This window comes from Rossellomorea sp. NPDC071047 (genome assembly GCF_050270195.1).
In the GTDB taxonomy this organism is placed as follows: domain Bacteria; phylum Bacillota; class Bacilli; order Bacillales; family Bacillaceae_B; genus Rossellomorea.
The window spans coordinates 144,017-169,377 of the sequence record NZ_JBNNJT010000007.1; the positions used below are offsets into that span (position 1 = coordinate 144,017).

Annotated in this window: 23 protein-coding genes, 1 rRNA gene and 1 riboswitch; of the genes, 2 read left to right on the plus strand and 22 right to left on the minus strand. The window is 44.4% G+C overall.

What is annotated here, in order from left to right; all coding sequences use genetic code 11:
* Positions 1-9: 9 nt before the first annotated feature.
* The 6 genes from ligA to ACQKFO_RS21065 form a co-directional block, all read right to left on the minus strand.
* A complete protein-coding gene (gene ligA, locus ACQKFO_RS21040; RefSeq protein ID WP_427600743.1) occupies positions 10-2,016 on the minus strand; it encodes an NAD-dependent DNA ligase LigA in 2,007 nt (668 codons plus the stop codon).
* 80 nt (positions 2,017-2,096) lie between these two features.
* Complete coding sequence (gene pcrA / locus ACQKFO_RS21045; RefSeq protein WP_427600745.1) at positions 2,097-4,322, minus strand: DNA helicase PcrA; 2,226 nt, start codon at positions 4,320-4,322, stop codon at positions 2,097-2,099.
* Between the two features lie 83 nt (positions 4,323-4,405).
* Positions 4,406-5,092: a heptaprenylglyceryl phosphate synthase gene (locus tag ACQKFO_RS21050; protein WP_427600747.1), complete on the minus strand. Its 687-nt coding sequence runs from the start codon at positions 5,090-5,092 to the stop codon at positions 4,406-4,408.
* A gap of 281 nt (positions 5,093-5,373) precedes the next feature.
* The gene (locus ACQKFO_RS21055; protein WP_113968493.1) at positions 5,374-5,673 is read right to left on the minus strand and encodes a YerC/YecD family TrpR-related protein; all 300 of its coding nucleotides are present in this window, start codon (positions 5,671-5,673) and stop codon (positions 5,374-5,376) included.
* 20 nt (positions 5,674-5,693) lie between these two features.
* Positions 5,694-6,731, minus strand: a complete 1,038-nt coding sequence (locus tag ACQKFO_RS21060) for a DUF3048 domain-containing protein (protein ID WP_427600749.1) — start codon at positions 6,729-6,731, stop codon at positions 5,694-5,696.
* A gap of 52 nt (positions 6,732-6,783) precedes the next feature.
* Positions 6,784-8,523: an adenine deaminase C-terminal domain-containing protein gene (locus tag ACQKFO_RS21065; RefSeq protein WP_427600751.1), complete on the minus strand. Its 1,740-nt coding sequence runs from the start codon at positions 8,521-8,523 to the stop codon at positions 6,784-6,786.
* Positions 8,524-8,648: 125 nt separating this feature from the next.
* Here ACQKFO_RS21065 and ACQKFO_RS21070 point away from each other — a divergent pair, with 125 nt between their 5' ends.
* Positions 8,649-9,089 (plus strand): YgaP family membrane protein, encoded by a 441-nt coding sequence (locus ACQKFO_RS21070; RefSeq protein ID WP_427600753.1) that lies wholly within the window; start codon positions 8,649-8,651, stop codon positions 9,087-9,089.
* Positions 9,090-9,284: 195 nt separating this feature from the next.
* On the plus strand, positions 9,285-9,374 hold the full coding sequence (locus ACQKFO_RS21075; RefSeq protein ID WP_348774862.1) for an EYxxD motif small membrane protein: 90 nt from the start codon (positions 9,285-9,287) through the stop codon (positions 9,372-9,374).
* Here the strand turns inward: ACQKFO_RS21075 and purD are convergent.
* From purD to rrf, 16 genes are all read right to left on the minus strand, one after another.
* Positions 9,352-10,626, minus strand: coding sequence for a phosphoribosylamine--glycine ligase (gene purD / locus ACQKFO_RS21080; protein WP_427600755.1), 1,275 nt, complete (start codon positions 10,624-10,626; stop codon positions 9,352-9,354). The two genes, ACQKFO_RS21075 and purD, sit on opposite strands and share 23 nt — an antisense overlap.
* A 246-nt stretch (positions 10,627-10,872) precedes the next feature.
* Positions 10,873-12,408 carry a bifunctional phosphoribosylaminoimidazolecarboxamide formyltransferase/IMP cyclohydrolase gene (gene purH, locus ACQKFO_RS21085; RefSeq protein WP_427600757.1) on the minus strand — a complete coding sequence of 512 codons (1,536 nt, stop codon included), beginning with the start codon at positions 12,406-12,408 and terminating at the stop codon, positions 10,873-10,875.
* Positions 12,409-12,767: 359 nt separating this feature from the next.
* Complete coding sequence (gene purN / locus ACQKFO_RS21090) at positions 12,768-13,343, minus strand: phosphoribosylglycinamide formyltransferase (RefSeq protein ID WP_427600759.1); 576 nt, start codon at positions 13,341-13,343, stop codon at positions 12,768-12,770.
* Between the two features lie 36 nt (positions 13,344-13,379).
* Entirely contained in the window at positions 13,380-14,408 is a 1,029-nt protein-coding gene (gene purM, locus ACQKFO_RS21095) for a phosphoribosylformylglycinamidine cyclo-ligase (protein ID WP_427600761.1), read from the minus strand.
* A gap of 11 nt (positions 14,409-14,419) precedes the next feature.
* A complete protein-coding gene (purF, locus tag ACQKFO_RS21100) occupies positions 14,420-15,841 on the minus strand; it encodes an amidophosphoribosyltransferase (RefSeq protein WP_427600763.1) in 1,422 nt (473 codons plus the stop codon).
* Positions 15,817-18,051 (minus strand): phosphoribosylformylglycinamidine synthase subunit PurL, encoded by a 2,235-nt coding sequence (purL, locus tag ACQKFO_RS21105; protein WP_427600764.1) that lies wholly within the window; start codon positions 18,049-18,051, stop codon positions 15,817-15,819. Before purL ends, purF begins: the two co-directional genes overlap by 25 nt.
* Positions 18,035-18,721: a phosphoribosylformylglycinamidine synthase subunit PurQ gene (purQ, locus tag ACQKFO_RS21110; protein WP_427600766.1), complete on the minus strand. Its 687-nt coding sequence runs from the start codon at positions 18,719-18,721 to the stop codon at positions 18,035-18,037. The genes purL and purQ overlap by 17 nt, the downstream gene beginning before the upstream one ends.
* The gene (gene purS, locus ACQKFO_RS21115) at positions 18,718-18,972 is read right to left on the minus strand and encodes a phosphoribosylformylglycinamidine synthase subunit PurS (RefSeq protein ID WP_148967193.1); all 255 of its coding nucleotides are present in this window, start codon (positions 18,970-18,972) and stop codon (positions 18,718-18,720) included. The genes purQ and purS overlap by 4 nt, the downstream gene beginning before the upstream one ends.
* On the minus strand, positions 18,960-19,685 hold the full coding sequence (gene purC / locus ACQKFO_RS21120) for a phosphoribosylaminoimidazolesuccinocarboxamide synthase (protein WP_427600768.1): 726 nt from the start codon (positions 19,683-19,685) through the stop codon (positions 18,960-18,962). The genes purS and purC overlap by 13 nt, the downstream gene beginning before the upstream one ends.
* Positions 19,686-19,792: 107 nt before the next feature.
* Positions 19,793-21,091 carry an adenylosuccinate lyase gene (gene purB / locus ACQKFO_RS21125; RefSeq protein WP_427600770.1) on the minus strand — a complete coding sequence of 433 codons (1,299 nt, stop codon included), beginning with the start codon at positions 21,089-21,091 and terminating at the stop codon, positions 19,793-19,795.
* A complete protein-coding gene (gene purK, locus ACQKFO_RS21130) occupies positions 21,088-22,248 on the minus strand; it encodes a 5-(carboxyamino)imidazole ribonucleotide synthase (protein ID WP_427600796.1) in 1,161 nt (386 codons plus the stop codon). Before purK ends, purB begins: the two co-directional genes overlap by 4 nt.
* Entirely contained in the window at positions 22,235-22,714 is a 480-nt protein-coding gene (purE, locus tag ACQKFO_RS21135) for a 5-(carboxyamino)imidazole ribonucleotide mutase (protein ID WP_427600772.1), read from the minus strand. The genes purK and purE overlap by 14 nt, the downstream gene beginning before the upstream one ends.
* A 157-nt stretch (positions 22,715-22,871) precedes the next feature.
* Positions 22,872-22,973: riboswitch (purine riboswitch) on the minus strand.
* Positions 22,974-23,059: 86 nt separating this feature from the next.
* Positions 23,060-23,260, minus strand: a complete 201-nt coding sequence (locus ACQKFO_RS21140; RefSeq protein ID WP_427600774.1) for an NETI motif-containing protein — start codon at positions 23,258-23,260, stop codon at positions 23,060-23,062.
* Positions 23,257-23,808, minus strand: a complete 552-nt coding sequence (locus tag ACQKFO_RS21145; protein WP_060671612.1) for a DUF2179 domain-containing protein — start codon at positions 23,806-23,808, stop codon at positions 23,257-23,259. The genes ACQKFO_RS21140 and ACQKFO_RS21145 overlap by 4 nt, the downstream gene beginning before the upstream one ends.
* 236 nt (positions 23,809-24,044) lie before the next feature.
* Positions 24,045-24,695 carry a peroxiredoxin-like family protein gene (locus ACQKFO_RS21150; protein ID WP_427600776.1) on the minus strand — a complete coding sequence of 217 codons (651 nt, stop codon included), beginning with the start codon at positions 24,693-24,695 and terminating at the stop codon, positions 24,045-24,047.
* A 562-nt stretch (positions 24,696-25,257) separates the two neighbouring features.
* Positions 25,258-25,361: ribosomal RNA gene (gene rrf, locus ACQKFO_RS21155) — 5S ribosomal RNA — on the minus strand; the annotation flags it as partial.

Consider the following 25,361-nt stretch of genomic DNA (forward strand, 5'->3'; position numbering starts at 1 on the left):
TTACACCTCTTATCGGTTAAGTTCTTCCATCAGCTTGTCCTCATCCCATACTTCGATGTTCAATTCATTGGCTTTCGTAAGCTTTGATCCCGCTTCTTCCCCAGCGATGACAAGATCGGTTTTCTTACTGACACTGCCAGTGACTTTTCCACCGAGCAATTCGATCTTTTCTTTTGCTTCATTTCTGCTTAATCGTTCAATTTTTCCGGTTAACACAATGGTTTTCCCTGCAAAATAAGAATCCACTTCACTTGCAGCTACCGGCTTCGGTCCTTTGTATTCAAGATTTACACCGGCATCCTTCAGTTCCTGGATCAGTTCTTTCACTTCATCATTTTCAAAATAGGCCACAATGGCATCTGCCATTTTATCACCGATTTCGTTTACATTGATCAGCTCTTCTTTGCCTAGGTCCAATAACTTATCCATTGATCCGAACTCCTGAGCCAATGTTTTCGCTGCTTTCGCCCCAACATGACGGATTCCAAGTCCAAAGAGCAACTTTTCCAGGGAATTCGCCTTTGAGGTCTGAATCGCATCCAAAAGATTATCAGCGGATTTTTCACCCATGCGCTCCAGTTGAAGTAGCTGATCACGCTCTAATCGGTACAAGTCAGCCACATCTTCTATCAACTTCTCCCTGAATAACTGACTGATCACTTTTTCCCCCAGTCCATCGATGTTCATGGCATTTCGGGACACAAAGTGAATCAGGCCTTCCCGAATCTGCGCAGGGCATTTTGGATTGATACAGCGAAGGGCGACCTCCCCTTCAAGTCTGACCAGCTCACTTTCGCATTCAGGACAATGAGTGGGCATATGAAATTCCTGTTCGTCACCCGTCCTCTTGTCTTCTAATACGTTGACCACTTCAGGGATGATGTCACCGGCTTTTTTAATGACGACATGATCGCCGATTTTAATATCTTTTTCTCTAATAAGATCTTCATTATGAAGGGACGCCCGTTGAACGGTTGTACCAGCGACACGTACAGGCGCAAGTATCGCCGTCGGTGTCACAACGCCGGTACGGCCCACACTCAGTTCAATCTCTTTTAAAACGGTTACCACTTCTTCAGCAGGGAACTTGAATGCAATCGCCCAGCGTGGACTTTTCGCTGTCGTTCCGAGCTGTTTCTGCTGCTCCAGTGAATTGACTTTAATCACGATCCCGTCAATGTCATATGACAGATTCGGACGTTGATCGGTCCATTTGCCGACAAAATCAATGACTTCCTCAATTGTCGCACACTGCTTCCGCTCAGGATTCGTTTTAAATCCGAGTCTTTCTAATTTATCTAACCCTTCACTGTGAGAGTCGATCCCGGTATCTCCAATATCCGCCAGTGCATATAAGAAGAGGTCGAGATTTCGTGATGCTGCGATTTTAGGGTCGAGCTGCCGGAGGGAACCTGCAGCTGCATTGCGGGGGTTGGCAAAAGGTTCTTCCCCTTTTTCATCTTTGATTTTATTTAACGCTTCGAAGGAACCTTTAGGCATGAAGGCTTCTCCACGAACTTCAAAGGAAATCTTTTCAGAAATCTTCAACGGAATGGAACGGATGGTCTTAAGGTTCGATGTAATATCTTCTCCTATCGATCCGTCCCCCCTTGTTGCCCCTTGAGCAAAGACACCATCTTCATAACGAAGAGAAACAGCCAACCCATCGATTTTCAGCTCACATACATAGGAAAAGTCATCCCCAACGGCTTGACGGACACGACGATCAAAGTCACGGAGATCCTCTTCATTGAAGGCATTCCCCAAGCTGAGCATCGGCGTCCGATGTTCCACTTTTTCAAAGGCGTCCAATATCGCTCCCCCAACACGCTGGGAAGGTGAATCGGCTGTTTTCAAATCAGGAAATTCATCTTCCAGTTCGATAAGCTCTCTCAGCAGCTGATCATACTCCGAATCGGTAACAGATGGCTTATCTAGAACATGATATTCATAGTTATACTGATTTAACAATTCATGTAGTTCGTTTATACGGTTTCCGGCTGATTGTCGATCCATTTCCACAACCCTTTCTTGCTAAAGTGTTCAGAATGATTGAGTTTAAGCCGGGAGTGAACTTCCCTCCCGACTTTAGATTGTTACGCTTTTTCTATAGGAGCGAATTTGGCAAGGAGACGCTTGATTCCCATCGGACTCGGGAACGCAATGTCGAGCTCTACGCTGTCTCCGGAGCCTTTCACACTGACGACCGTCCCCGTACCCCACTTCTTATGCTGGGCTTTGTCCCCTACTTGCCATGCAACAGACTCACCACCGGTTGTCGTTTGAACCGGTCGTGAAACAGGCTTACGCGGGGCAGGACGCGTTGGTGCTTTCGCCGCTGATTTCCCGAAAGGTGTGAAGGCACTCTTCTTCTCTGCCATTACGTCATCCAGCAGGTCAGCAGGAATCTCCTGAATGAATCGGGACACAGGGTTCATCTTCGTCTGCCCGAAGAGTGTTCTCATTTGAGCATTCGTCAAATAGAGCTGTTCTTCTGCGCGGGTAATCCCTACATAAGCCAGACGGCGTTCCTCTTCCATCTCAACCTCTTCCATAAGGGAACGACTGTGAGGAAATACCCCTTCTTCCATTCCCATCAGGAATACAACAGGGAACTCAAGTCCTTTTGCAGCATGAAGGGTCATCAGAATGACCGAGTCTTTTGGCTGATCATCTTCATCAAGCTTGTCGATATCCGCCACTAATGCCAGATCCGTTAAAAATGCGACCAGACTTTTGTCGTCGTTGGATTGCTCGAAGCTTTTCGTTACAGACAGGAACTCGTCCAAGTTCTCCAAGCGACTTTGAGACTCAATCGACTTTTCTGCTTTTAACATATCGATGTAACCGGATTTCTCCAGTATTTCTTCTACAAGTTCTGTTACAGAAAGATATTCCTGCATGCCTGTATAACCTTTCACCATTTCCTTGAATTCAATGACGGCTTTCGTGATTTTCGGACTTAGGCCGATAAAATCCGCTTCTTCCAAGGCACTGAACATGGAAATATCGTGATCCTGTGCATAACGGGCAATTTTATCTATAGAGGTTGCCCCTACGCCCCGCTTCGGAACGTTAATGACACGCATGAGGCTGATGTCATCATCCGGATTCGAGATGAGTCTCAGGTACGCCAAAATGTCCTTGATTTCTTTACGATCATAGAACTTGATGCCACCGACGATGGAGTATTCAATATTTGATTTTAAAAGAACTTCCTCCATCACACGGGACTGGGCGTTTGTTCGATAAAGGATGGCAAAATCGGAATATTTCTTCTTACCGCTTTCCATCATTTCTTTGATTTTACCTGTCACAAATTGAGCTTCGGTCTGCTCGGTATCCGCTCTGAAATACGAAATCTTTTCTCCGTCATGATTTTCTGTCCAAAGATTCTTTGGTTTACGATTCGAGTTCTTTTGGATTACTTCATTCGCCGCCTGCAGGATCCTCTTCGTTGAACGATAGTTTTGTTCAAGGAGAATAACGGTTGCTCTTGGGTAATCCTTTTCAAAGGAAAGGATATTGGCAATGTCCGCACCACGCCAGCGATAAATCGATTGATCGGAATCCCCGACCACACACAAGTTCTGAAAGCGGGAAGCCAGCAGTTTAACGAGCATGTATTGGGCTCTGTTCGTATCCTGATACTCATCGACATGGATGTATTGGAACTTTCTTTGATAGAACTCCAGTACTTCCGGTACACGCTGAAACAATTGAATCGTCGTCATGATGAGGTCATCAAAATCCAACGCCTGATTCTTACGTAACCGCTTCTGATATTCTGTATATACATCAGAGACAACCTGATCGTAATATCCCCCTACCTGTTTGGATAATTCCTCGGGAGTCGTCAGCTCATTCTTCGCAGAGCTGATGGATCCCAAAAGCGAACGGGGATCAAATTTTTTCGGATCAATATTCTTTTCTTTTAAAATCGCTTTGATCACTGACTGCTGATCGGTAGAATCAAGGATCGTAAAATTACGATTCATCCCGATGCGATCAATATCGCGTCTCAGAATTCGCACACACATGCTGTGGAAGGTTGAGATCCATATGTTCTCAGAAGCCCCGCCCAGAATGTTATGAATCCGATCCTTCATCTCTCTCGCTGCTTTATTTGTAAAGGTTATCGCTAAAATGTTATATGGATTGACCCCTTTTTCCACCATCAAATACGCAATTCGATGCGTCAATACTCTCGTCTTCCCTGAGCCTGCCCCTGCCATGATCAGTAACGGCCCCTCAGTCGCCTTCACAGCTTCTGCCTGCTCAGGATTCATTCCATTCAACAATCGATCAGTCAAAAATTGCATACTCTCACACCACCATAACGAACGTACGTTCTATATTTGTATTCCATTATATCCTACTTAGGGACGGACCTCCAGTTTAATCCTTATCCCTTCACTGCTTTTACGGTTTTTAACGCTTCTTTCAGATTGTCATATACAGCATTTCCTACTACGACAACATCTGACACTGCAGCCATTTCCTTCGCCTGCTGGACGGTTTTAATGCCGCCACCGTAGAATAATGTTGTGTTTTCCAGTGAATCTCTTACCTCTTTCACCGTTTCAACATTCCCATATGTACCACTGTACTCCAGGTAAAAGATTGGCAGGTTGAACATTCTTTCTGCCATCATGGCATAAGCAGCCGCGTCTTCACTTGAAATATCTGTATCGGCCTCTGTAACTTGTGCCGCCTTACAGTCTTTGTTTAATATACAATATCCTTCTACAAGGATTTCATCCCAATTCATGATTTCCCCATATTCCTTGACAGCCTGGTGATGCAATCCTGTCACCCAGTTCATGTCCCGGCTGTTCATCACCATAGGAATGAAATATAAATCGAAGCCCGGAGTGATAGACTCCAAATTAGATACCTCCAGAATACAAGGAACAGTATATCGTCTCACCCGTGCCATCAAATCAAGAACCTTTTCAAGGGTTACACCGTCCGTTCCCCCTACAATAATGGCGTCTGTCCCTGATTCACATACAGCTTCTAAATCCCCATCATCGATTGTCTTATTCGGATCTAGTTTAAATACATGGCTCCACTTTTGGACATCATACATGCTTTGTTCCTCCATTCATACATCCATCTAACGTATTATATCATTTGTGGGAAGGAGCCGCATCACCTACAAAAGCGGAGGTGGCTTGCCCAGAGGCGACAAGCATAAGGCGAAACTGCCGGAAAGGCGTTCTTTGCCTTTTTGGCAGTTTCGCCTTATGACCTCGAGCCTCTAAGCCCCGGAGCTGGATGACACCTAGAACGGAGGCAAATTGTTCTGTCCCGGACAAATCCCCACAAAAAAACAAAGACCGCTCATCATGACGACAGCGGTCCCTTCTATTATTTTTCTTCCTGATGCACACGGTCCAATACAAGCTCGTAGGCATCATTTCCGTAGTTTAAGCAGCGCTTCACACGGGAAATGGTTGCGGTGCTTGCACCTGTTTCGGTTTCAATCTTATGATATGTTTTCCCATCCTGCAGCATACGTGCTACTTCAAGGCGCTGAGCAAGAGATTGAATTTCATTGATTGTGCAAAGATCATCGAAGAAACGATAACATTCTTCAAGATCTTGTAGAGATAGAACAGCGTTGAATAACTGATCCAGCTCCTTGCCTCTTAGTTTATTTATTTGCATAAAAAGACTCCTTTTTCCGTCTATTCTTGATATGATACCGATCCCGCCAAGCCCGGAGAACTTGGAATGATATTGATCCACGTAGATCCTTTTCGCAAGCTGACAGGTTTTTTATTTTCAAAAGGTAGAATTCTACCATTTACGTTCTTCCACTGAACTTCCCGGAGTTTTCCTTCTTGAATCAAGTACGCATTCCCGCCGGATTCAAAATCAATGTTTCGTCTGCCTGCATCGTCGACTATTTTATGAGACGCTTCCACTATAAAGAGATTTTCTACTAAAACAGGGTCTTTGGAATCGTAATCAATGGTCTGTTCACCATTTGAGTAACGCTCGTATTTGCCCTCTTCTTTATTGAAATCATACACTACGTTAAACAGCGGATTATTGTTATATGAAATCATGACAGAATGGGATGCTTCTCCGCTTACCGACCCTTTATCACTAAAGTTCAATGCTTTCGGCGGACGTTCCATATCAAAGTCGTTCTGCTCCGCTCCCTCATTGATATGCTCAAAGGAGATATAGGAATTATGAGGAGCCTTACGGAAGCTTGCACGTTTGAACAGCGTTCCATCATATTTCATGCCATTTAAATTGTCAATGAAACCTCTGGTCAGCATTTCCTGTGCTTCTGGACTATATCCATGGGCAACATATAGACTATCATATCCTTTGGCAAGCTCCACATAATAATCTCTGGCACTCCGTACAGGACCGATTTCTTCAGGTTTATGGCTTTGATATATGGCCAGGAATCGTGTGACATCCCCTTCTGCCAGCACTTCATACACAATGTCTGCTTTTGAAAGGCCTGATTGGGGACGCGCCTTCGGGTGATTATTCACCATGACAGCAACCGCTCGCGACGTGGATGCTTTCTCTTGTACCTCACCTGTTAACGGTGATTGGTTTTTCTCTTCCGTTTCTACGCCTGTCTCCTCTTTCACCACTGGAGTTGCAGCTTCCTTATCAGATTCTTTGTTTATCTCTTTATCTGAACTACATGCGACAAGTGTAAACGAGCTTAAAGCAATGATCAAAGCTCTTTTCAGCATGTTTTTAGACACCCCTATTTTTTAGAAATCCTTTTCCCTATACTTTACTATTTTAACGCATTATCGTTGGAAAGAGTATCGTTTTCTTCATTACATCATAGATTCCCTTTTGTGTCATCCGTATATAAGGTAGATGAGTAGACTGAAGGAATAGCAGTGTATAAATGGGATCAGAGAATCGATATCCTCTTTCTTTCAATAAACCTTTAAGCATTTTTTCTTCCTGGATAAGGTCCGGCATCTCTTTATGAGAGAGAAGGCCGCTTAATGGAAGGGGAATTTCGTGAAGGACTTCACCCTTCTCTGTCAAAACAATTCCGCCTCCGATTTCCTTCATTCGTTTAAAGGCAGCAATCATATCTGACTTATTTTTACCAATTAAAATGATATCCCCTGTATTTGAATAGGAGGAAGCAAAGCCCATGACACCCGTTGAGAATCCTTTGATCATAGTGCTGATTCTCCATCCTCCCTTTCGATCCAGAAGCATGAGGAACGATTGGTCGTGATCAAGATCCAGCTCCTCCGTAGATGGATTGATGGATATGGAATAGGGCTTGGTGATGACATCGTTCACCATTTCAACTCCAAAAGGCATGGAAAACTGGAGGTCATCGTAGCCCACTTCCCAATTCAGGGATAATGGTTTAAATCCGTTCGTTTCCCAATTTATTTCTGTGAAATCTTCTATTTGCTCTCCGTCTCTCTGTACCCACTCCCCTTTTGAAAGAACGGACTTCGGAGTCGGGTCATCAATTGCCGTAAGGAAGTTAATATTAGCCACTCTCCCTGTAGCGATCATCCCGTGCATATGAGTGATGTGATAGTAATTGGCGACGTTGTAGCTAGCCATATTATATGCTTCGATTGGGGGTATGCCCTTATCAATAGCCATTTTTATCATGAAATCCAATACACCTTGTTCATAAAAGCCTGGTGTCGATCCATCCGTTGTGAACAATAAGGAATCGTACGAATCGATGCCCTTTTCTTTTAACCCGTCTAAAAGGACCGGCAAATCCGGTCGGATGGATGAATGACGCAATGTGACGGTCAGACCTTGAATAAGCCGCTTATAGACATCTTCACCCGTCATGGATTCATGATCACCATCGATCCCCAGTAAGCCAAGCTTGGCAATGGTTTTGTCAGATGCTCCTGGCAGATGCCCTTCAACGATCTTGCCCATTCTCTTCGCTTCCTGCATCCAGTGGAGAATCAGATCATCTCCCTGAAGCAGTCTCGGCCAGGCGGTCAACTCTCCTCCTTGAAGCACGGAGTCATGTTCCAGCCATGACTTCACTTCTCCATTTGAAAAGGTCACCTCTTCATTCGCCATCTCCGTTTGAGAATCGAATCTTGTCCACCAATACATAGTGACGGGCATTTTATTAAACTCTCCCAATAAAGAAAACGCTTTCTTTTTTTCCAATTGCAAAAACATCATCAGGTTATCATTTACGAATGTCGTTGTACCGGTTTGGGATGCATACTTGGAAAAGGATTGGGGATTATAAAGCTGAAACGGATGTACATGCGGTTCGATATATCCGGGAACGAGGTACTGTGAGTCACAGTCCACTATTTCGCATTTCTCAAGGTTTTCCGGGAGCTGCTCGCCTGTATAAACAATTCGATCACGGTAAACCCAAATGTGTCCCTGCACCCATTTCTTTAGAGTCGAGTGAAGGTACGTTGCATTCTTTAAAAGGATGCTCGGAGATATTTCTCCGTTCAGTACTTGTACATGTTCTCGTAGTTGTTTGTTCTTCCATCTGTAGCGCTGTTCCAATGTGAACACTCCTCTAGTGGAATGGTATTAGTTTAAGTTTCATTTTATGTTAACATATTTTACTATTTAACGCATTAACGGTTTACAACAATTATGTGAATTTTCTATTAAGGAGGAGTTTACAAATGAAAGTATCATCAAACATAGGGATTATCAATGCCCTTATCCGCATCACAGTTGGTTTCACGATTCTGGCCTGGAGTACATCAAAGCTTGCGAGACGTCCTTGGAGAGACTCCTATCTCGTGATGGCTGTGATTGGTGCCATGAAAGTGGGGGAAGGAATTCTTCGCTACTGCCCTGTTACGGCCCTATTTGAGAAAAACGGGGAAGGAAACGGCAACGGCGGATTCGGCGGTTTCAAAGCGAAGGATATGATGAACTTTAAAGACATGCTGAAATCCGACAAATCAACAAATCACAAAGATCACCACCCAACAAACGAACACAAACAAGACCCCCTGGACAATACCAAAAAAGAATCCAACTTCAATCCCGAAGAACTCACCAACAAAGAAGTCCAGGCAGCATTGAATGGTGACACAGGGACGGACATTAATTCTTAAGGATATTGGAAATGAAAGCCGGCAGAAATCCCTTCCGTTTCTCTATTTAATGGCATTTTCACCTGATTTATATTCAGCTAATAGCAAGAGTGCCAAGGTCCGTCCCTCAAAAAAGGGTGAGACCTGGCACTCATGATTAATATCATTTATAAATGAAGGAGTTGCTCAAGTATGTTTTGGGAATATTTAACTGATATGTCTTATGTGTTGTTTTCCCTGATTGGCGGCATTATTGCCATTGCTTTTGTTTATGTTCGCAGAACTAGGAAGAGACGTGTTCGATAGCTTTCTTCCCGATATCTCTTCTGTAGAACAACCCGTTCCAATCCACCTTATCTAATTCTTTATACACTTTAGCCTGGGCTTTTTCCACAGAAGCTGCAGAAGAAGCTACAAGTAACACTCTCCCACCATTTGAAACAAGGGCAGCTTCACCATTCTGCTCTGTTCCTGCATGGTATACGAGGGTTTCTTCATCCATTGACTCTTCAAGGTCCGGCAGGGCAATTCCTTTTGCATAATCGCCTGGATAGCCATCAGCCGCTAATACTACCCCCAGAACAGCATCTTGTGACCATTCTAATTGCACAGGTTTGCCTTCGATCATGTTCTTCACTACAAGACCAAAGTCAGAAGTCAAACGTGGCAGTACGACCTGGGTTTCCGGATCGCCAAAACGGGCATTGAATTCAATGACCTTTGGACCTTCACTTGTGAGCATCAGCCCTGCATAAAGAATGCCTGTAAACGAACGATTCTCCTTAACCATCGCTTTAGCCGTCGGATACAGAACAGTTGAAATCGCTTCTTGCACGACATCGTCCGAAATATGGGGCACCGGGGAATACGCACCCATTCCGCCTGTATTCGGTCCCTGATCCCCATCAAAGGCACGCTTATGGTCCTGTGCAATCACCATCGGATAAACGGATTCAGCATGTACAAATGCCATTAAAGAAAACTCTTCCCCAAACAGACACTCTTCCACTACCACTTTAGAAGAAGCATCACCAAATTTTTCATCAAGAAGCATTTCTTCCAATGCACTGATTGCTTCTTCTTCTGTTTCAGCAACCACAACGCCCTTGCCCGCTGCCAATCCATCCGCCTTCACGACAATCGGAGCGCCAACTTCTTTTACATATTGGATTGCTTTCTCAACACTTGTGAATACTTCATATTTGGCCGTTGGAATATTATACTTTTTCATTAATTCTTTAGAGAACGATTTGCTTCCTTCTATGATGGCCGCTTCTTTGGTCGGTCCAAATATGTGCAGGCCCTCTTTCTGGAAGCGATTTACGATACCATCCAATAATGGGTTTTCAGGACCTACAAAGGTATAAGCGATGTGCTCTTCTTTGGCAAAAGCAATGAGACCATCCACATCGGATTCACTGTAAGGAAGATTCGTAGCAACGCTTGCAATGCCTGCATTTCCAGGTGCACAGAACACATCTGTCACACTTTCACTTTCCGCTAACTTCTTACATATCGCATGCTCGCGACCACCGCGACCGATAACTAATACTTTCATCTTGAAAAGCCCCCTTTTTAAGAAAACCTCTCCTACCTGAGTTGAAGATGAGGAGAGGTTGTATGTGGAATGGATCTATGGTTAGGTGAGGTTAGTGGATATGCTAATGGGTATGAGCTTGGGTGAGGTCCGTCCCTCAACCCCCCACTCTGACTAATCACCCAGTTCCCAACAAGTCGTTCCCCCACGTGGTATACGTTAATTTCACAAAAACTTCTTTCTATGATTGGAGGTCCGTCCCTCAAATTAATGTTTGAAGTGGCGGATTCCGGTTAAGACCATGGTGATGCCGTGTTGGTCGGCTTTTTTGATGGAGTCTTCGTCCCGGATGGATCCCCCTGGTTGGATGATGGCTGTTACGCCCGCTTTGGCTGCTGCTTCTACGGTGTCGTCCATTGGGAAGAATGCGTCAGATGCCATCGCTGCCCCTCTTGCTTTTTCCCCGGCTTGCTCGAGAGCAATGTTTGCAGCACCTACCCGGTTCATTTGTCCTGCCCCTACTCCAACCGTCATATGAGCATCCGTTACAACGATTGCATTGGATTTCACATGCTTCACAACTTTCCAACCCAATTTCATACTTGCCCACTCTTCTTCTGTCGGCTGACGTTTTGTTACCACTCTCAGATCAGCATCATCAAGGGTAAAAGTGTCATCCGCCTGAACGAGTAATCCACCTTCAACGGTTGTTAATTTACGTTCAATTTTGTTTGTGGATTCGAATGGAACCGTCAATAGTCGGATATTTTTCTTGCTTGAAAGAATCTCAAATGCTTCATCGCTAAAAGCAGGAGCAATGACGATTTCCAAGAAAATTTCATGTAGCTGCTTTGCTGTTTCTTCATCCACGACACGATTCAGTGCTACAATCCCACCAAAAATAGATGTAGAATCCGCTTCATATGCTTTAGAAAAAGCTTCATTAATCGTACTACCTACCCCAACTCCACATGGATTCATATGCTTGACTGCTACAGCAGCCGGTTCAGTAAATTCTTTCACAATTTGAAGAGCCGCATTAGCGTCATTGATATTATTATAAGAGAGCTCTTTTCCGTGGAGCTGTCTTGCCATGGCTACAGAGAATTCAGAGCCAAGTGGTGCTCGGTAGAAAGAAGCCTGCTGATGAGGGTTCTCCCCATAGCGAAGTGTTTGTTTTAACTCGTACGTTCTTGTAAAACGCTCTGGGTTTTCTTCACCTGAAATGTCAGTCATATATTCAGCAATGAAAGCATCGTAAGCAGCAGTATGACGGAACACCTTAGCCGCCAGCTTACGGCGCTTTTCTAGCGATAGTTCCCCTTGAAGCTTTAACTCCGCAATGACTTCATCGTAGTCAAGCGCATCGACTACCACAGTGACATACTGATGGTTTTTTGCAGCCGCCCTCAGCATCGTCGGACCGCCGATATCGATATTCTCAATCGCTTCTTCTACACCGACATTCGGTTTAGCGATGGTTTGTTGAAACGGATAAAGGTTGACACATACCAGGTCGATCCCTTCGATCCCTTGTTCCTGAAGCTGCTGGCGATGGCTTTCTTCCCCGCGTTTCGCGAGGAGTCCACCGTGGATATTGGGGTGAAGTGTTTTAACGCGTCCCTCTAATATTTCCGGGAAACCTGTTACTTCTTCTACTCCCATCACTTCAACGTCACTTTCCAGAAGAAGCTTCTTTGTTCCACCTGTCGAAATGATTTCGTACCCAAGTGACTTTAGTTCTTTAGCAAATTCGATTACTCCGCTTTTATCTGAAACACTGATTAATGCTCTCTTTTTCAATGTCTGATCCTCCTCTGCCTGCTGTAATGCTGATTTTATTTCATTATTTGGTTGAATTTGAAATGGATTTGCGGTTTTTCACAAAATTCATGGGTGGAAAGGCAGAGTGTGGTTTATAAAAAGGTGTGCATATAGGCTGTTAACTCATTGCACCCGTTTAGATGAGTGTTGTCCCACTTTTGGACAAACTCGTGCCACTTCCAGCGATTGTTGTGCCAAGTTGTGAATAACGTACCTGGTACTTACCTTATGCCCACGATCCACTGCACCACTCATTACTTAAAATGAATCCAAATCTGAGGTCCGTCCCTCACCACTTTACCACACTACCATGATAAAGCAACCACCTTTTCCCGGCTTTAGTAGCCCGTGGTAAGGAAGAGGTGGTTGAGGGTGGTTGGGTACAGGTGGTGTTCGACGTGCTGGATTTTGTCCTGGAGTGATTGTTTGGTTTCGCCTGTTGTTACCCGGACGATTTCCTGCGCGATAATTTCGCCTGTGTCCATTCCGGCATCTACATAGTGGATGGTGACGCCGGTGATCTTCACTCCACCATCTATGGCTTGACCGATGGCATCTTTTCCTGGAAAGGAAGGAAGAAGGGAAGGGTGGATATTCACGATCCGTCCTCCGAAGCTTTCCAATAAAGTGGGCCCAATCAACCTCATATACCCTGCTAATACAATAAAATCAACACCCAAATGAGCCAGTTCATTTAGGATTTCCTGTTCAAATGCCTGCTTGTTTTCGTAATCTTTTGCACGGAAGACGAAAGTCGGTATCCCTGCTGATTGAGCGCGGTGAATCACGAACGCTCCCGGCTGGTCACAGACAAGTAGTTTAATATTCGCTTTCAGTGTTCCACCTTGAACAGCATCCACCAATGCTTGAAAATTACTTCCGCTCCCTGATGCAAAAATGGCAATCTGTCTCATGACTCGCCCCCGATATTGACATACTCATCCTTCATTTCAACGAACGAAACGCACTCCATTTCCAGTGGTCACACGTCCGATGATAAAGGCTTCTTCTCCTTGTCCGTTAAAGAATTGAAGGATGTCTTCTGCTTCCTTTTCCTCCACCGCTAATACAAATCCAATTCCCATGTTAAAAATGTTGTACATTTCGCTGCGGGGAATTCCCCCGTAATGTTCAAGGGCCGTGAAAATACTTGGAATATCCCAGCTGCCTTCCGTAATGTCCGCTTGCAAATGATCCGGCAGCATACGGGGGATATTTTCAATGAAGCCTCCGCCTGTAATATGAGACATACCCTTGATGGAGAATTGTTTCAGTGCAGCTAACACTGGTTTCACGTAAATCCTGGTTGGTGTAAGTAATGCTTCTTTTAGTGTGGTCTCTACTTCCGGTAATGATTCTTCCAAAGAGAACGACTGATCTTCAAAGAATACTTTTCGTACTAAAGAGTACCCATTACTGTGTATACCACTGGAACCCAGTCCGACTAACACATTTCCTTCAGAAATCTTTTCGCCTGTGATGATCTCTTTTTTTTCACAAGCTCCTACTGCAAAACCGGCGATATCATATTCTTCATCAGAATACATACCAGGCATCTCGGCGGTTTCTCCACCAATCAGCGCACAGCCAGCCATTTCACATCCGTCCGCAATACCCTTTACAATACCTTCTATCTTCTCGGGAAGTGCTTTTCCAGTCGCTATATAATCTAAGAAATACAGTGGTTCTGCTCCCTGGACGACAATGTCATTCACACACATGGCCACACAATCGATCCCGATCGTATCGTGTTTGTCTGCCATGAAGGCAAGCTTCAGCTTCGTTCCGACTCCATCCGTGCCTGATACAAGAACAGGCTCTTTTAAATTCAGAGAAGATAAATCAAACATTCCACCAAAACTGCCTAATTGACCCAGAACCCCTTCTCGAGCGGTTCTTTTCACATGTTTTTTTATGCGGTCGACTGACTCGTATCCCGCTTCAATATCTACTCCTGCTTGACGATACGCATTTGCCATCATGATTCCCCCTATTTCACTAACTCTTTTTCATGTGGATGAAGTGTATCCGGGTAGATTTCCGTTGGATACTTTCCTGTAAAGCAAGCCAAGCATTGACCGCGATTTTCTGACGAATCATTTCGGTCGATTGCTTTTAACACACCGTCTGTACTCAAGAAGGTCAGGGAGTCGGCTCCGATGATTTGACGCATTTCCTCCACTGAATTGGAAGAAGCGATCAGTTCTTCATGAGTGGATGTATCAATGCCGTAGAAACATGGGTTCTTGATGGGCGGCGAACTGATGCACACATGAACTTCCTTGGCTCCGGCTTCTTTCAACATGCTGACGATTCGTCTACTTGTTGTTCCGCGAACAATCGAATCGTCCACCATTACCACGCGCTTCCCTTCTACCACTCCTCTTACCGGTGAAAGCTTCATCTTCACCCCTTGCTCACGAAGAGATTGAGAAGGTTGTATAAATGTGCGCCCTACATAACGGTTCTTAATAAGACCCAATTCGTATGGAATTCCTGACGCTTCTGCATAGCCGATGGCACTTGAAATGCTGGAGTCAGGTACACCCGTAACAACATCCGCTTCAATCGGTGCTTCTTTCGCGAGTTCCATTCCCATTCTTTTTCTGGCGGAATGGACGTTGATTCCTTGAATGTTGCTGTCTGGTCTTGAGAAGTATACGTATTCCATCGTACACATCGCATTCCCACCTGAAAAACTAAACCGTTCTGAGGTCAATCCCTCATCATTGATGATCACAAGCTCCCCCGGCTCGATATCCCGTACAAATTCAGCCCCTACGATATCAAAGGCACATGTTTCAGAAGCTACGCAGTAAGCATCCCCAAGCTTACCAAGTGATAGTGGACGCAGACCGTGTGGATCAAGTGCCACCATCATTTCCGTTTCCGTCATGACTAGAAACGCATATGCCCCTTTTAACATGGTCAGTGCATTTTTCATGCGGTCCTTCAAGTTGAAATAGCCGCTTCTTTTAATCAAGTGAGCTAACACTTCTGTATCTGAACTTGTTTGAAAAATACTCCCTTGCCCTTCAAGCTGGTGCTTTAAGGCGTTCGCATTGACGAGATTCCCGTTGTGAGCAAGAGCCAGTCCGCCATTCTGTGAGTTGAAAAGGAGAGGCTGAACATTTTCATAGCCTCCGCCCCCGGCTGTCGCATATCGTACATGACCGATGGCTGAATCCCCTTCAAGCTTCTCGATGGTTCCTTCCTGGAACACTTCCGTTACGAGGCCTTCCCCTTTTAAGCAACGTAACTTCTCACCATCTGAAACAACAATTCCTGTGCCTTCTTGTCCTCTATGCTGCAAACTGTGAAGTCCATAGTACGTAATTTGTGCAGCATTCGGGTGTCCCCAAATACCAAATACTCCACATTCTTCGTTTAAACCTTTGATTTCAGCAGGCATGGGATGGCTCCTTTCCAAGCTGACTCTAATTCCTCTACGGATGCTTGTAAGATGACGTCTCCATTTTCTGATGACACGTTGATTGTTCCATTATCTGCTACTTCTCCAATTGCCTTCGCATCTGGAACAAGTTTCGCAAACTCGTCTTTGTTTTCAGGTTTGACTGAAACGATGAAACGGGATTGTGTTTCACTGAACAGATCTGCCACAGTGTTTTCTCCAGAAATCTGAACGTTTGCTCCCAGTCCTTTTGTTCCAAAAGTTGATTCTGTAAGAGCGACGGCAAAACCACCTTCAGCGATATCATGAGCCGAAGCTACAAGCCCTTTTTGAATCGCTTCAAGTAACTGCATTTGACGGCGAAGCTCTGTTTTCAAGTCGATTTTTGGTGCTTTACCGAAGATTTTTCCTTCAGTCAGCTTTTGAAGCTCACTTCCGCCAAACTCTTCATGGGTTTCACCAATGACAAAGATATAATCTCCAGCTTCCTTGAATCTTTGAGTTGTAATATGCTCGACGTCCTCGATCAATCCAACCATTCCAACAACCGGTGTTGGATAAACGGCAGTACCCATCGATTCGTTGTAAAGGGAAACATTCCCACCGATGACTGGAGTGGACAGCTCACGACAAGCTTCGCTCATCCCGTCAACAGACTTTTCGATTTGCCAGAAGATTTCCGGTTTCTCTGGATTACCGAAGTTTAAGCAGTCCGTAATCGCCAGTGGAATCGCTCCTGAACAAACGATATTACGTGCCGCTTCCGCTACAGCGATCTTTCCTCCGACCTCCGGATCCAGGTAAAGGTAACGGGAATTACAATCCGTTGTCATGGCAAGGGCTTTTCTAGTACCGCGTACCCGTACGACCGCTGCATCAGAACCCGGGCTAACAACTGTACTGGTTCTTACTTGATGATCATATTGATCGTATACCCATTCTTTACTCGCAATCGTCGGCTGCTGCAAGAGCGCCTTAAGGGTTTCTTTATAATCGTCCACTCTTGGAGATACCGATTCCATTGCTTGAAACTCTTTATAGTAAGCCGCTTCTTGAGATGGCTTATGATAAACAGGTGCTTCCTCAGCAAGTGCGTCAACCGGTACATCTGCCACGACCTCTCCTTTATGAAGAAGACGAAGACGCTTATCATCTGTTACTTTCCCGATCGAAACTGCCTCTAAGTCATATTTTGAAAAAAGATCAACGATTTCTTGCTCGCGTCCTTTTTCAACGACGATCAGCATACGCTCCTGAGATTCTGAAAGCATCATCTCATATGCCGTCATGCCTCTTTCTCGCTGCGGGACAAGGTCAAGATTCATTTCGATACCCGATCCTGCTTTACTTGCCATTTCAGCGGATGAACTTGTAAGACCAGCTGCTCCCATATCCTGAATCCCCACAAGAGCATCGTTCTTAACAAGTTCCAAACACGCTTCAAGAAGTAATTTTTCCATGAATGGATCTCCCACTTGAACCGCCGGACGCTTCTCTTCTGATCCTTCATTTAATTCCTCGGATGCGAAGGTGGCTCCGTGAATTCCGTCACGACCTGTCTTCGCCCCTACATACATAACTGTATTACCGACACCATGAGCCTGGCCTTTTTTAATATCTTTATGATCGATCAATCCTACACACATAGCGTTTACAAGAGGGTTTCCTTCGTAAGAGGCATCGAATTGGACTTCCCCTCCCACCGTTGGGATCCCGATGCAGTTTCCGTACCCGGCAATACCTGCTACGACTTCTTTAAATAGATACTGAACACGAGGAGAATCCAGCTCTCCAAAGCGTAAAGAGTTGAGGAGTGCGACAGGTCTTGCCCCCATCGAAAATACGTCCCGTATAATACCCCCGACACCCGTTGCCGCTCCTTGAAAAGGCTCAATGGCTGACGGATGATTGTGACTCTCGATTTTGAACACCACTGCTTGATCATCACCAATATCAACAATTCCAGCTCCTTCTCCAGGTCCTTGAAGAACCCGTTCACCTGTCGTTGGAAACTTCATCAGTACAGGCTTCGAATTTTTATAGCTGCAATGCTCTGACCACATAACAGAGAAAAGTCCGGTCTCTGTGTAGTTCGGTGTTCTTCCGAGGATGTTTTCCACCATTGAAAATTCTTCGTCTGTTAAACCCATCTCACGATAAAGCTGCTCTTCTTTCACTTGTGTTGAAGTTGGTTCAAGCATTAACGACATGTTTTTCCCTCCAGTGTTTCACAATCGATTGAAATAGTTTCTTCCCGTCTTCACTACCTAGTAAAGTGTCCATGGCGCGCTCAGGGTGAGGCATCATCCCAAGGACATTTCCTGCTTTATTTGTAATCCCTGCAATGTTTTCAACGCTTCCGTTCGGATTTTCATCACTGTACGTGAATACAATTTGATTGTTTTCCTTTAGTGTGATCATGGTCTCTTCGTCACAGAAGTAATTTCCTTCACCGTGAGCGATCGGAATTTGAATCACATCATTCTTTTCATACCCATTCGTAAACATCGTTTCATTATTTTCAACGGTTAACGGTACCGTTTTACAGATGAACTTCAAGCTATCATTCCGGCGCATGGCCCCTGGTAATAACCCTGTTTCAAGTAAAACCTGAAATCCGTTGCACACACCAAGAACCGGCTTACCTTGCTCTGCTGCTTTCACGACCTCTTTCATGACGTTCGAGAAACGTGCAATCGCTCCTGAACGAAGGTAGTCCCCGTAAGAGAATCCGCCTGGTAATAGAATCGCATCATAGTTTTCCAGATTATCAGCATCGTGCCAAACGTATTCGACTTCTTCGCCGATTTCGTCTTTAATCGCATGGTACATATCGATGTCACAGTTAGAACCTGGGAATACAATCACTGCAAACTTCATTGAGCCACACTCTCCTCGATTTCATATCGATAATCCTCAATGACAGGGTTTGCGAGTAGTCTGTGACACATTTCTTCAACCGCAGCTTCCACGTTTTCAACACTTGATGGAAGGGTAAGCTCCATATACTTCCCGACGCGTACATCTTCAACCGCTTTGAATTCCATTGAATGCAGCGCTTGTTTCACAACACTTCCCTGAGGATCTAATACACTTTCTCTTAATGTGATATAAACCTTTACTTTGTACATAGCTTGTTTCCTCCTAAGCGTTCTAAAATGATTGAGTATACTTCCGTTAAACTCCCTATATCTCTTCTGAAAACATCTTTATCAAGCTTTTGGTTCGTTTTTGAGTCCCATAATCGGCATGTGTCGGGTGAAATTTCATCCCCTAATAAAATCGCACCGTTACGGTCTTTTCCAAACTCTAATTTAAAATCGACAAGCGTGACTCCCGCTTCTTTAAAAATCCCTAGGAGTACCTCATTCACACTAAGTGCCATGTCCCTTATCTCAGCGCGTTCTTCCTTTGAAGCAATCTCAAGGTAATCAATGTGATCATCTGTGATAAGCGGATCCCCCAGGTCATCATCCTTATAGTAGAATTCGATGATCGGTTTTTGAAGTGGCGTCCCTTCTTCTTTTCCAAGCCGTTTTGACAGACTTCCCGCAATCACGTTGCGAACCACGACTTCAAGCGGAATGATACTTACACGTTTGACAAGCTGCTCATCATCCGATAACTGTTTAATAAAGTGACTCTGTATTCCTTGTTCAGCAAGCTTTGAAAATAGTAAGCTCGAAATCTTATTATTTAATACCCCTTTGCCGTCGATATCCGCTTTCTTCTCCCCGTTAAAAGCAGTGGCAGAATTCTTATACTGAATCCAAACGACGTCCTCATCTTGTGTGGCGAAAATCTGCTTTGCTTTGCCTTCATATAAAAGCGTTCCTTTTTCCATATGAAATCCCCCTAATCGCTGAATATTGCCAATCTTCAGTCTATATTTTCATAAAAAAAGGAAGGGATTCTGCTAAAACCCCCGCCTTATTCATTTGTCAGAAGGACTTATTCCACTAAGCCGCAACGTTCAAAAATAGTATCTACATGCTTCAAGTGATAGTTATAATCGAAGCAGTCATCAATGTCAGAAGGTGAAAGCTTGGATGTGATGGTCGCATCCTCTTCAATGAGGGAACGGAAAGCCACTTGCTTCTCCCATGCCTCCATCGCTTTCGGCTGAACCGTATCATAAGCCTCTTCACGCGTCATCCCTTTATCGATAAGGGCTAAAAGGACACGTTGGGAGTAGATCAAACCAAGCGTACGGTCCATATTGCGCTGCATATTCTCCGGGAATACCGTTAAGTTCTTGATGATATTTCCGAAACGGTTCAGCATGTAATTTAACGCGATCGTCGCATCCGGAAGGATTACTCGCTCTGCTGAAGAGTGAGAGATATCACGCTCATGCCATAAAGGCACGTTCTCATAAGCTGTCAGCATGTATCCTCTGATTACACGCGCCATTCCCGTCATATTCTCAGAACCGATCGGGTTACGCTTATGAGGCATAGCCGATGATCCTTTTTGACCCTTCGCGAAGAACTCTTCCACTTCACGAGTTTCACTCTTCTGCAGGCCGCGAACCTCAACAGAAAACTTCTCGATTGAAGTCGCAATCAGTGCAAGTGTCCCCATGTAATGAGCGTGACGGTCGCGCTGTAATGTTTGGGTAGATACAGGAGCCGGCTTAATACCAAGCTTTTCACACACATATGACTCAACGAAAGGATCGATATTCGCATACGTTCCAACCGCTCCTGAAATCTTACCGAATTCCACTCCATCAGCAGCTGCTTTGAAACGTTCAACGTTACGCTTCATCTCTTCATACCAAAGGGCAAGCTTCAGACCGAACGTAGTCGGCTCAGCGTGAACACCGTGCGTACGTCCCATCATGACCGTATGCTTGTGCTCGATCGCTTTGTTCTTTAAAATTTCAACAAATCGTTCCAAGTCTTTCAGAATGATGTCGTTGGCCTGCTTTAATTGATAAGAAAGAGCCGTATCCACCACATCAGTAGAAGTCAGTCCGTAATGAACCCATTTTCTTTCTTCTCCGAGGGTTTCAGAAACCGCTCTGGTGAAAGCTACAACATCGTGTCGCGTTTCTTCTTCGATTTCCTTAATGCGATCCACATTGAATCCTGCGTTCTCACGAATCTTCGCAACATCCTCTTTCGGAATGTCCCCGATTTCAGCCCAAGCTTCACAAGCCAAAATTTCTACTTCTAGCCACGCTTGAAAACGATTTTCCTCTGTCCAAATTGCTCCCATTTCAGGGCGTGTATAACGTTCTATCATACCTGTCGTCCTCCGATCTTTTCTTGCACCTTCCAAATTCCAGCTTCGTTTATGTTCATCAACGTGTCTTCCACATCGTTTGTTAAAAGAGTGACATGACCCATCTTACGTTTCGGCTTTGGTACGTCCTTCCCGTAAAGATGAATAAACCAGTCTGGTTGCTTTGGAACAGCCTTCATAATAGGCTCGATATGCTCTCCTAATAGGTTAACCATCACAGCGTTCTTTAATAAGGTTGGTTGAACAAGTGGCCAGTTGCATACCGCTTTTATATGTTGGGCAAATTGTGAGAAGTCACATGCTTCGATAGAGTAGTGACCGGAATTATGAGGTCTTGGAGCCAGTTCATTGATATAGATGTCCCCACCCCCCGTCAGGAACATTTCAATCGCCAGCGTTCCGACTAGATCAAGAGTCTCACTGATTCTCTTCGCCATCTCGATTGCTTTATCTGCTACTTCTTCACTCACCCTTGCCGGCGCGATCGTTTCATGTAAGATATTATCCACATGAATATTTTCCACTACCGGGAAGTTGGTTTGCTGTCCATCGGGATTTCGTGTCACAATGACGGATAACTCTTTTTCAAAAGGTATCCATTTCTCTAACACACATGGACCATTCTCCAATAAAGCAGCGGCTTCTTCTATCCCGCTCTCTTCACGGATCACATACTGCCCTTTCCCGTCATAACCACCTCTGGATGTTTTCAGAACCACTGGATAGCCAAGCTTTTCTATATTATCATAGATATCCTGTTGTTGTTTAATCACAGCATAAGGAGCTACTTCCACCCCTGCAAGTGTAAGGGCTTCCTTTTCCATGATGCGATCCTGCGTGATGCGGATCAGTTCTGCTCCTTGAGGCAAATACGCTCGCTCCGACAACCATTTAAGCGCATCATAATCGATGTTTTCAAATTCATATGTGATCACGTCACACTCTTCCGCCAATCTATAAAGGGCATCATACTGGTCAAAGCCGGCCGTGATTACGAGATCTGCCACTTGGGCACATGGTGATTGTGGTGCCGGGTCTAAAACGGCCACCCGAAAGCCATTTTGTTTCGCAGCAAGTGCCATCATTCGTCCAAGCTGTCCTCCGCCAATAATCCCGATCATCTGTCCTGGTAAAATCGTCTTCTTATTCAAGGTCATCACTGCTTTCCAACACCTTTTCCCGTAACGCGTCTCTTCTACTTTCTAAAGTAGCGGTCAACTCTGTATTTTCTATCGAAAGAATTTGTGCTGCTAAAAGCCCGGCGTTTGTAGCTCCTGCCTTCCCGATCGCAACCGTCGCGACCGGAACGCCTCCTGGCATCTGCACGATTGACAACAACGAATCCATCCCATTTAGGGCTTTCGATTGTACCGGAACCCCTATCACAGGTAATGTCGTCTTCGCAGCCACCATGCCCGGCAAATGAGCAGCCCCTCCTGCACCTGCAATAATGACCTTCACTCCTCGACCTCTTGCGCCTTCTGCAAATTCAAACATATAATCAGGTGTCCTGTGAGCCGATACTACTCGTTTCTCAAATGGAATCTCTAACTCTTCCAATACCTCACACGCATGCTTCATTGTCTCCCAGTCCGATGTACTTCCCATGATTACTGATATCATAATGGTGACAGGCACCTCCCGTTATTAATCGAATCTCATTTAACAAAAAATACCCAGATCAATTGTTCTCTACTCTTTGAGAGAAAGCAATTGATCTGGGTATTTTACAGAGAATGGTCCCGTTTTATCCGATAGGGTCCACAAACGAGCTCGTATCCAGACAGCTACTTTCCCTCATAGTCCGACCATTTACGGTAGTCAGGTAGAAACTCATGGGCCATATTCCCATTATTATATGAGGGTATTCGGTTTATTTGTCTCCATCATAACGTGATATAGAGCCTCTGTCAACGAATAATCGAACGATAATAAAAGTCTGAAAATTAATGTTCGGATTTGAAGCGTTTACTCTTCAATCTTCTTCCCCTCAAAGACAATTGTCTGTTTAATAGGGACATACTCTGTTTTCGTTCCTTCTTTTTGTTCCTCAAACACAGGTTTTTCCATCCGTCTTACCGGCATATAACCCATTTCCTTCATACGATCTAAACAATCCGTAATCGTCTCATTCTCCTGTACTTCAAATAATAATTTCTTTTTACTCATTCTTTTAATTTTCCTTTACGAATATTTCGGACTGTCTTCACCCAGAACCCTCCGTGAATCGCTTTCGGTTCATACGCAATGATAAATGCCTTTGGGTCAAGCTCTTTAATTGTATCATACAGCTTCATCTCATACTTTCGCGGAGTCAGGATCTGCAGGGCCATCCGATTCCCTTCCAGTCCATTCGCTTCCCAATTCGTCACGCCGTAGCCCCTTGCACGGAGCTCATTCGGAAGGGCCTTATCATATTCTTTCGTGATCACATTGACCGTAATATAGCCAAGCGCAAGCTTCTCCTCGATTTTCATCCCTACTATCACCCCGAGACCATAACCGACCGCATAAGCGATCAGATTCTGAATCTCATTCAGGTTGTCCAGTACCAGCCCAAGACCCACAACATAAATCACTACTTCAAATGTACTCACAAAAGCAGCAATATATCGATAACCCTTCAACGTCAAAATCATTCTGATCGTAAAAAAGGATACGTATACAACATTGATGATCAAAATAATCGCTACCATCACAAAACTATTGTCTAACACCGAGATGCTCCTCTCTCCACTACTACTTGTAGTATGCTCAAATTAAGTTCCTATTTTACTAGAAAAAATCCATAATATGAACCACTTCAAGAAAAATTGCGAATGATTTTCAGGTGACAATTTCTAGTAATTCTGATCTCCTACTTTGTGTCTTTCCTATTTTGATCTGATTAAAACATAAAACGGCTTTATGGCAGCTTGTCACCGCAGCCATAAAGCCGTCTTGCTTTGCATTATTATAACGATTTCAACTTCTCAACCACTTCAGAAGGTTCCACACGATCTTTGTAATCGGCTTTTGTATATTCATAAGCAATCGTTCCGTCCTGCTTAATAATATACGTTGCTGAAACAGGGAGCGTCCATGAATCACTGTCATTCGCTTTCTCCAGATCCAGGCCTTTTTCTTTATAAATATCCACTAAGTAAGGTGGCAGCTTGTACACCAACTTGTACTCATCTGCCACTTTATTTCCTTCATCACTTAACACGAAATAATCCAATTCATTCTTCTCTTTTGTCGATAGGGATGCATCCGGCGTTTGCGGACTGACCGCAATCAGCTCGGCACCTGCAGATTTAATGTCTTCCATTAGCTGTTGGTATGCACGCAGCTCCATATTGCAATATGGGCACCATCCGCCTCGATAAAACGTAAGGATGACTGGACCCTTCTTCAGCTCATCTTCCAATGTGACACCTTTGCCTGTCGCATCCGGTAATGTGAAATTCGGTGCTTTCTCCCCTGCACGAAGACCTTTACCTTCATCAGATCGCTCCAGTTCGTTGATTGCTTTCCCCATTTTATCTTGTACTTCCTGAGATGCATTCTGCTTAAATTTAGAAATATATTCATTGTACTGTTCCTGCATGTTGGTTGTTGTCATTAAAAAACCTCCCTTTAGAACTTGTTTATAGTATAAGAGCAGGTTATTCAAAAGAAAAGCGATGTGCTTGGTTGGGTATGGTGGTGGATAGGGATGGGTGATGGGGTGACTGCTTAGATTTTTAGTTTGTTTTCGAATGTGGGGATTACTTTGGCAAGGTGTGAAAGAGGGATGTGAAAATTAGTAGTTAAAAGAATGGTAGAATTGTTTTTTTTACAAGTTTTAATTAAGAATGAATGAAATATAGCTAGACTCTATGATAATTTAGTACTTCTAGGGTCCCATTTGTAGATAGTACCCTTTATTTCGTTGATTCTTTGTGCCGACTTAAATAATTGCGTCTGAGTTGATAGGAATTGCGTCGTTTTATAAATTTATGCGTCAATTCCGACAGTTTTTGCGTCTATTTTTCATTTTATGCGTCAGTTACACTCACTTATGCGGCTTTTTCCAAACACCTCCTAATTTTTACACAGAGGTGGAAAGAAAAATGCAAACCACATATCCTTCAACACATAACAAAAAAAGAGCAACCCCTAAGGGATACTCTTTCTTCATATTTGCCTGGCGGCGTCCTACTCTCACAGGGGGAGATCCCCCAACTACCATCGGCGCTGAAGAGCTTAACTTCCGTGTTCGGCATGGGAACGGGTGTGACCTCTTCGC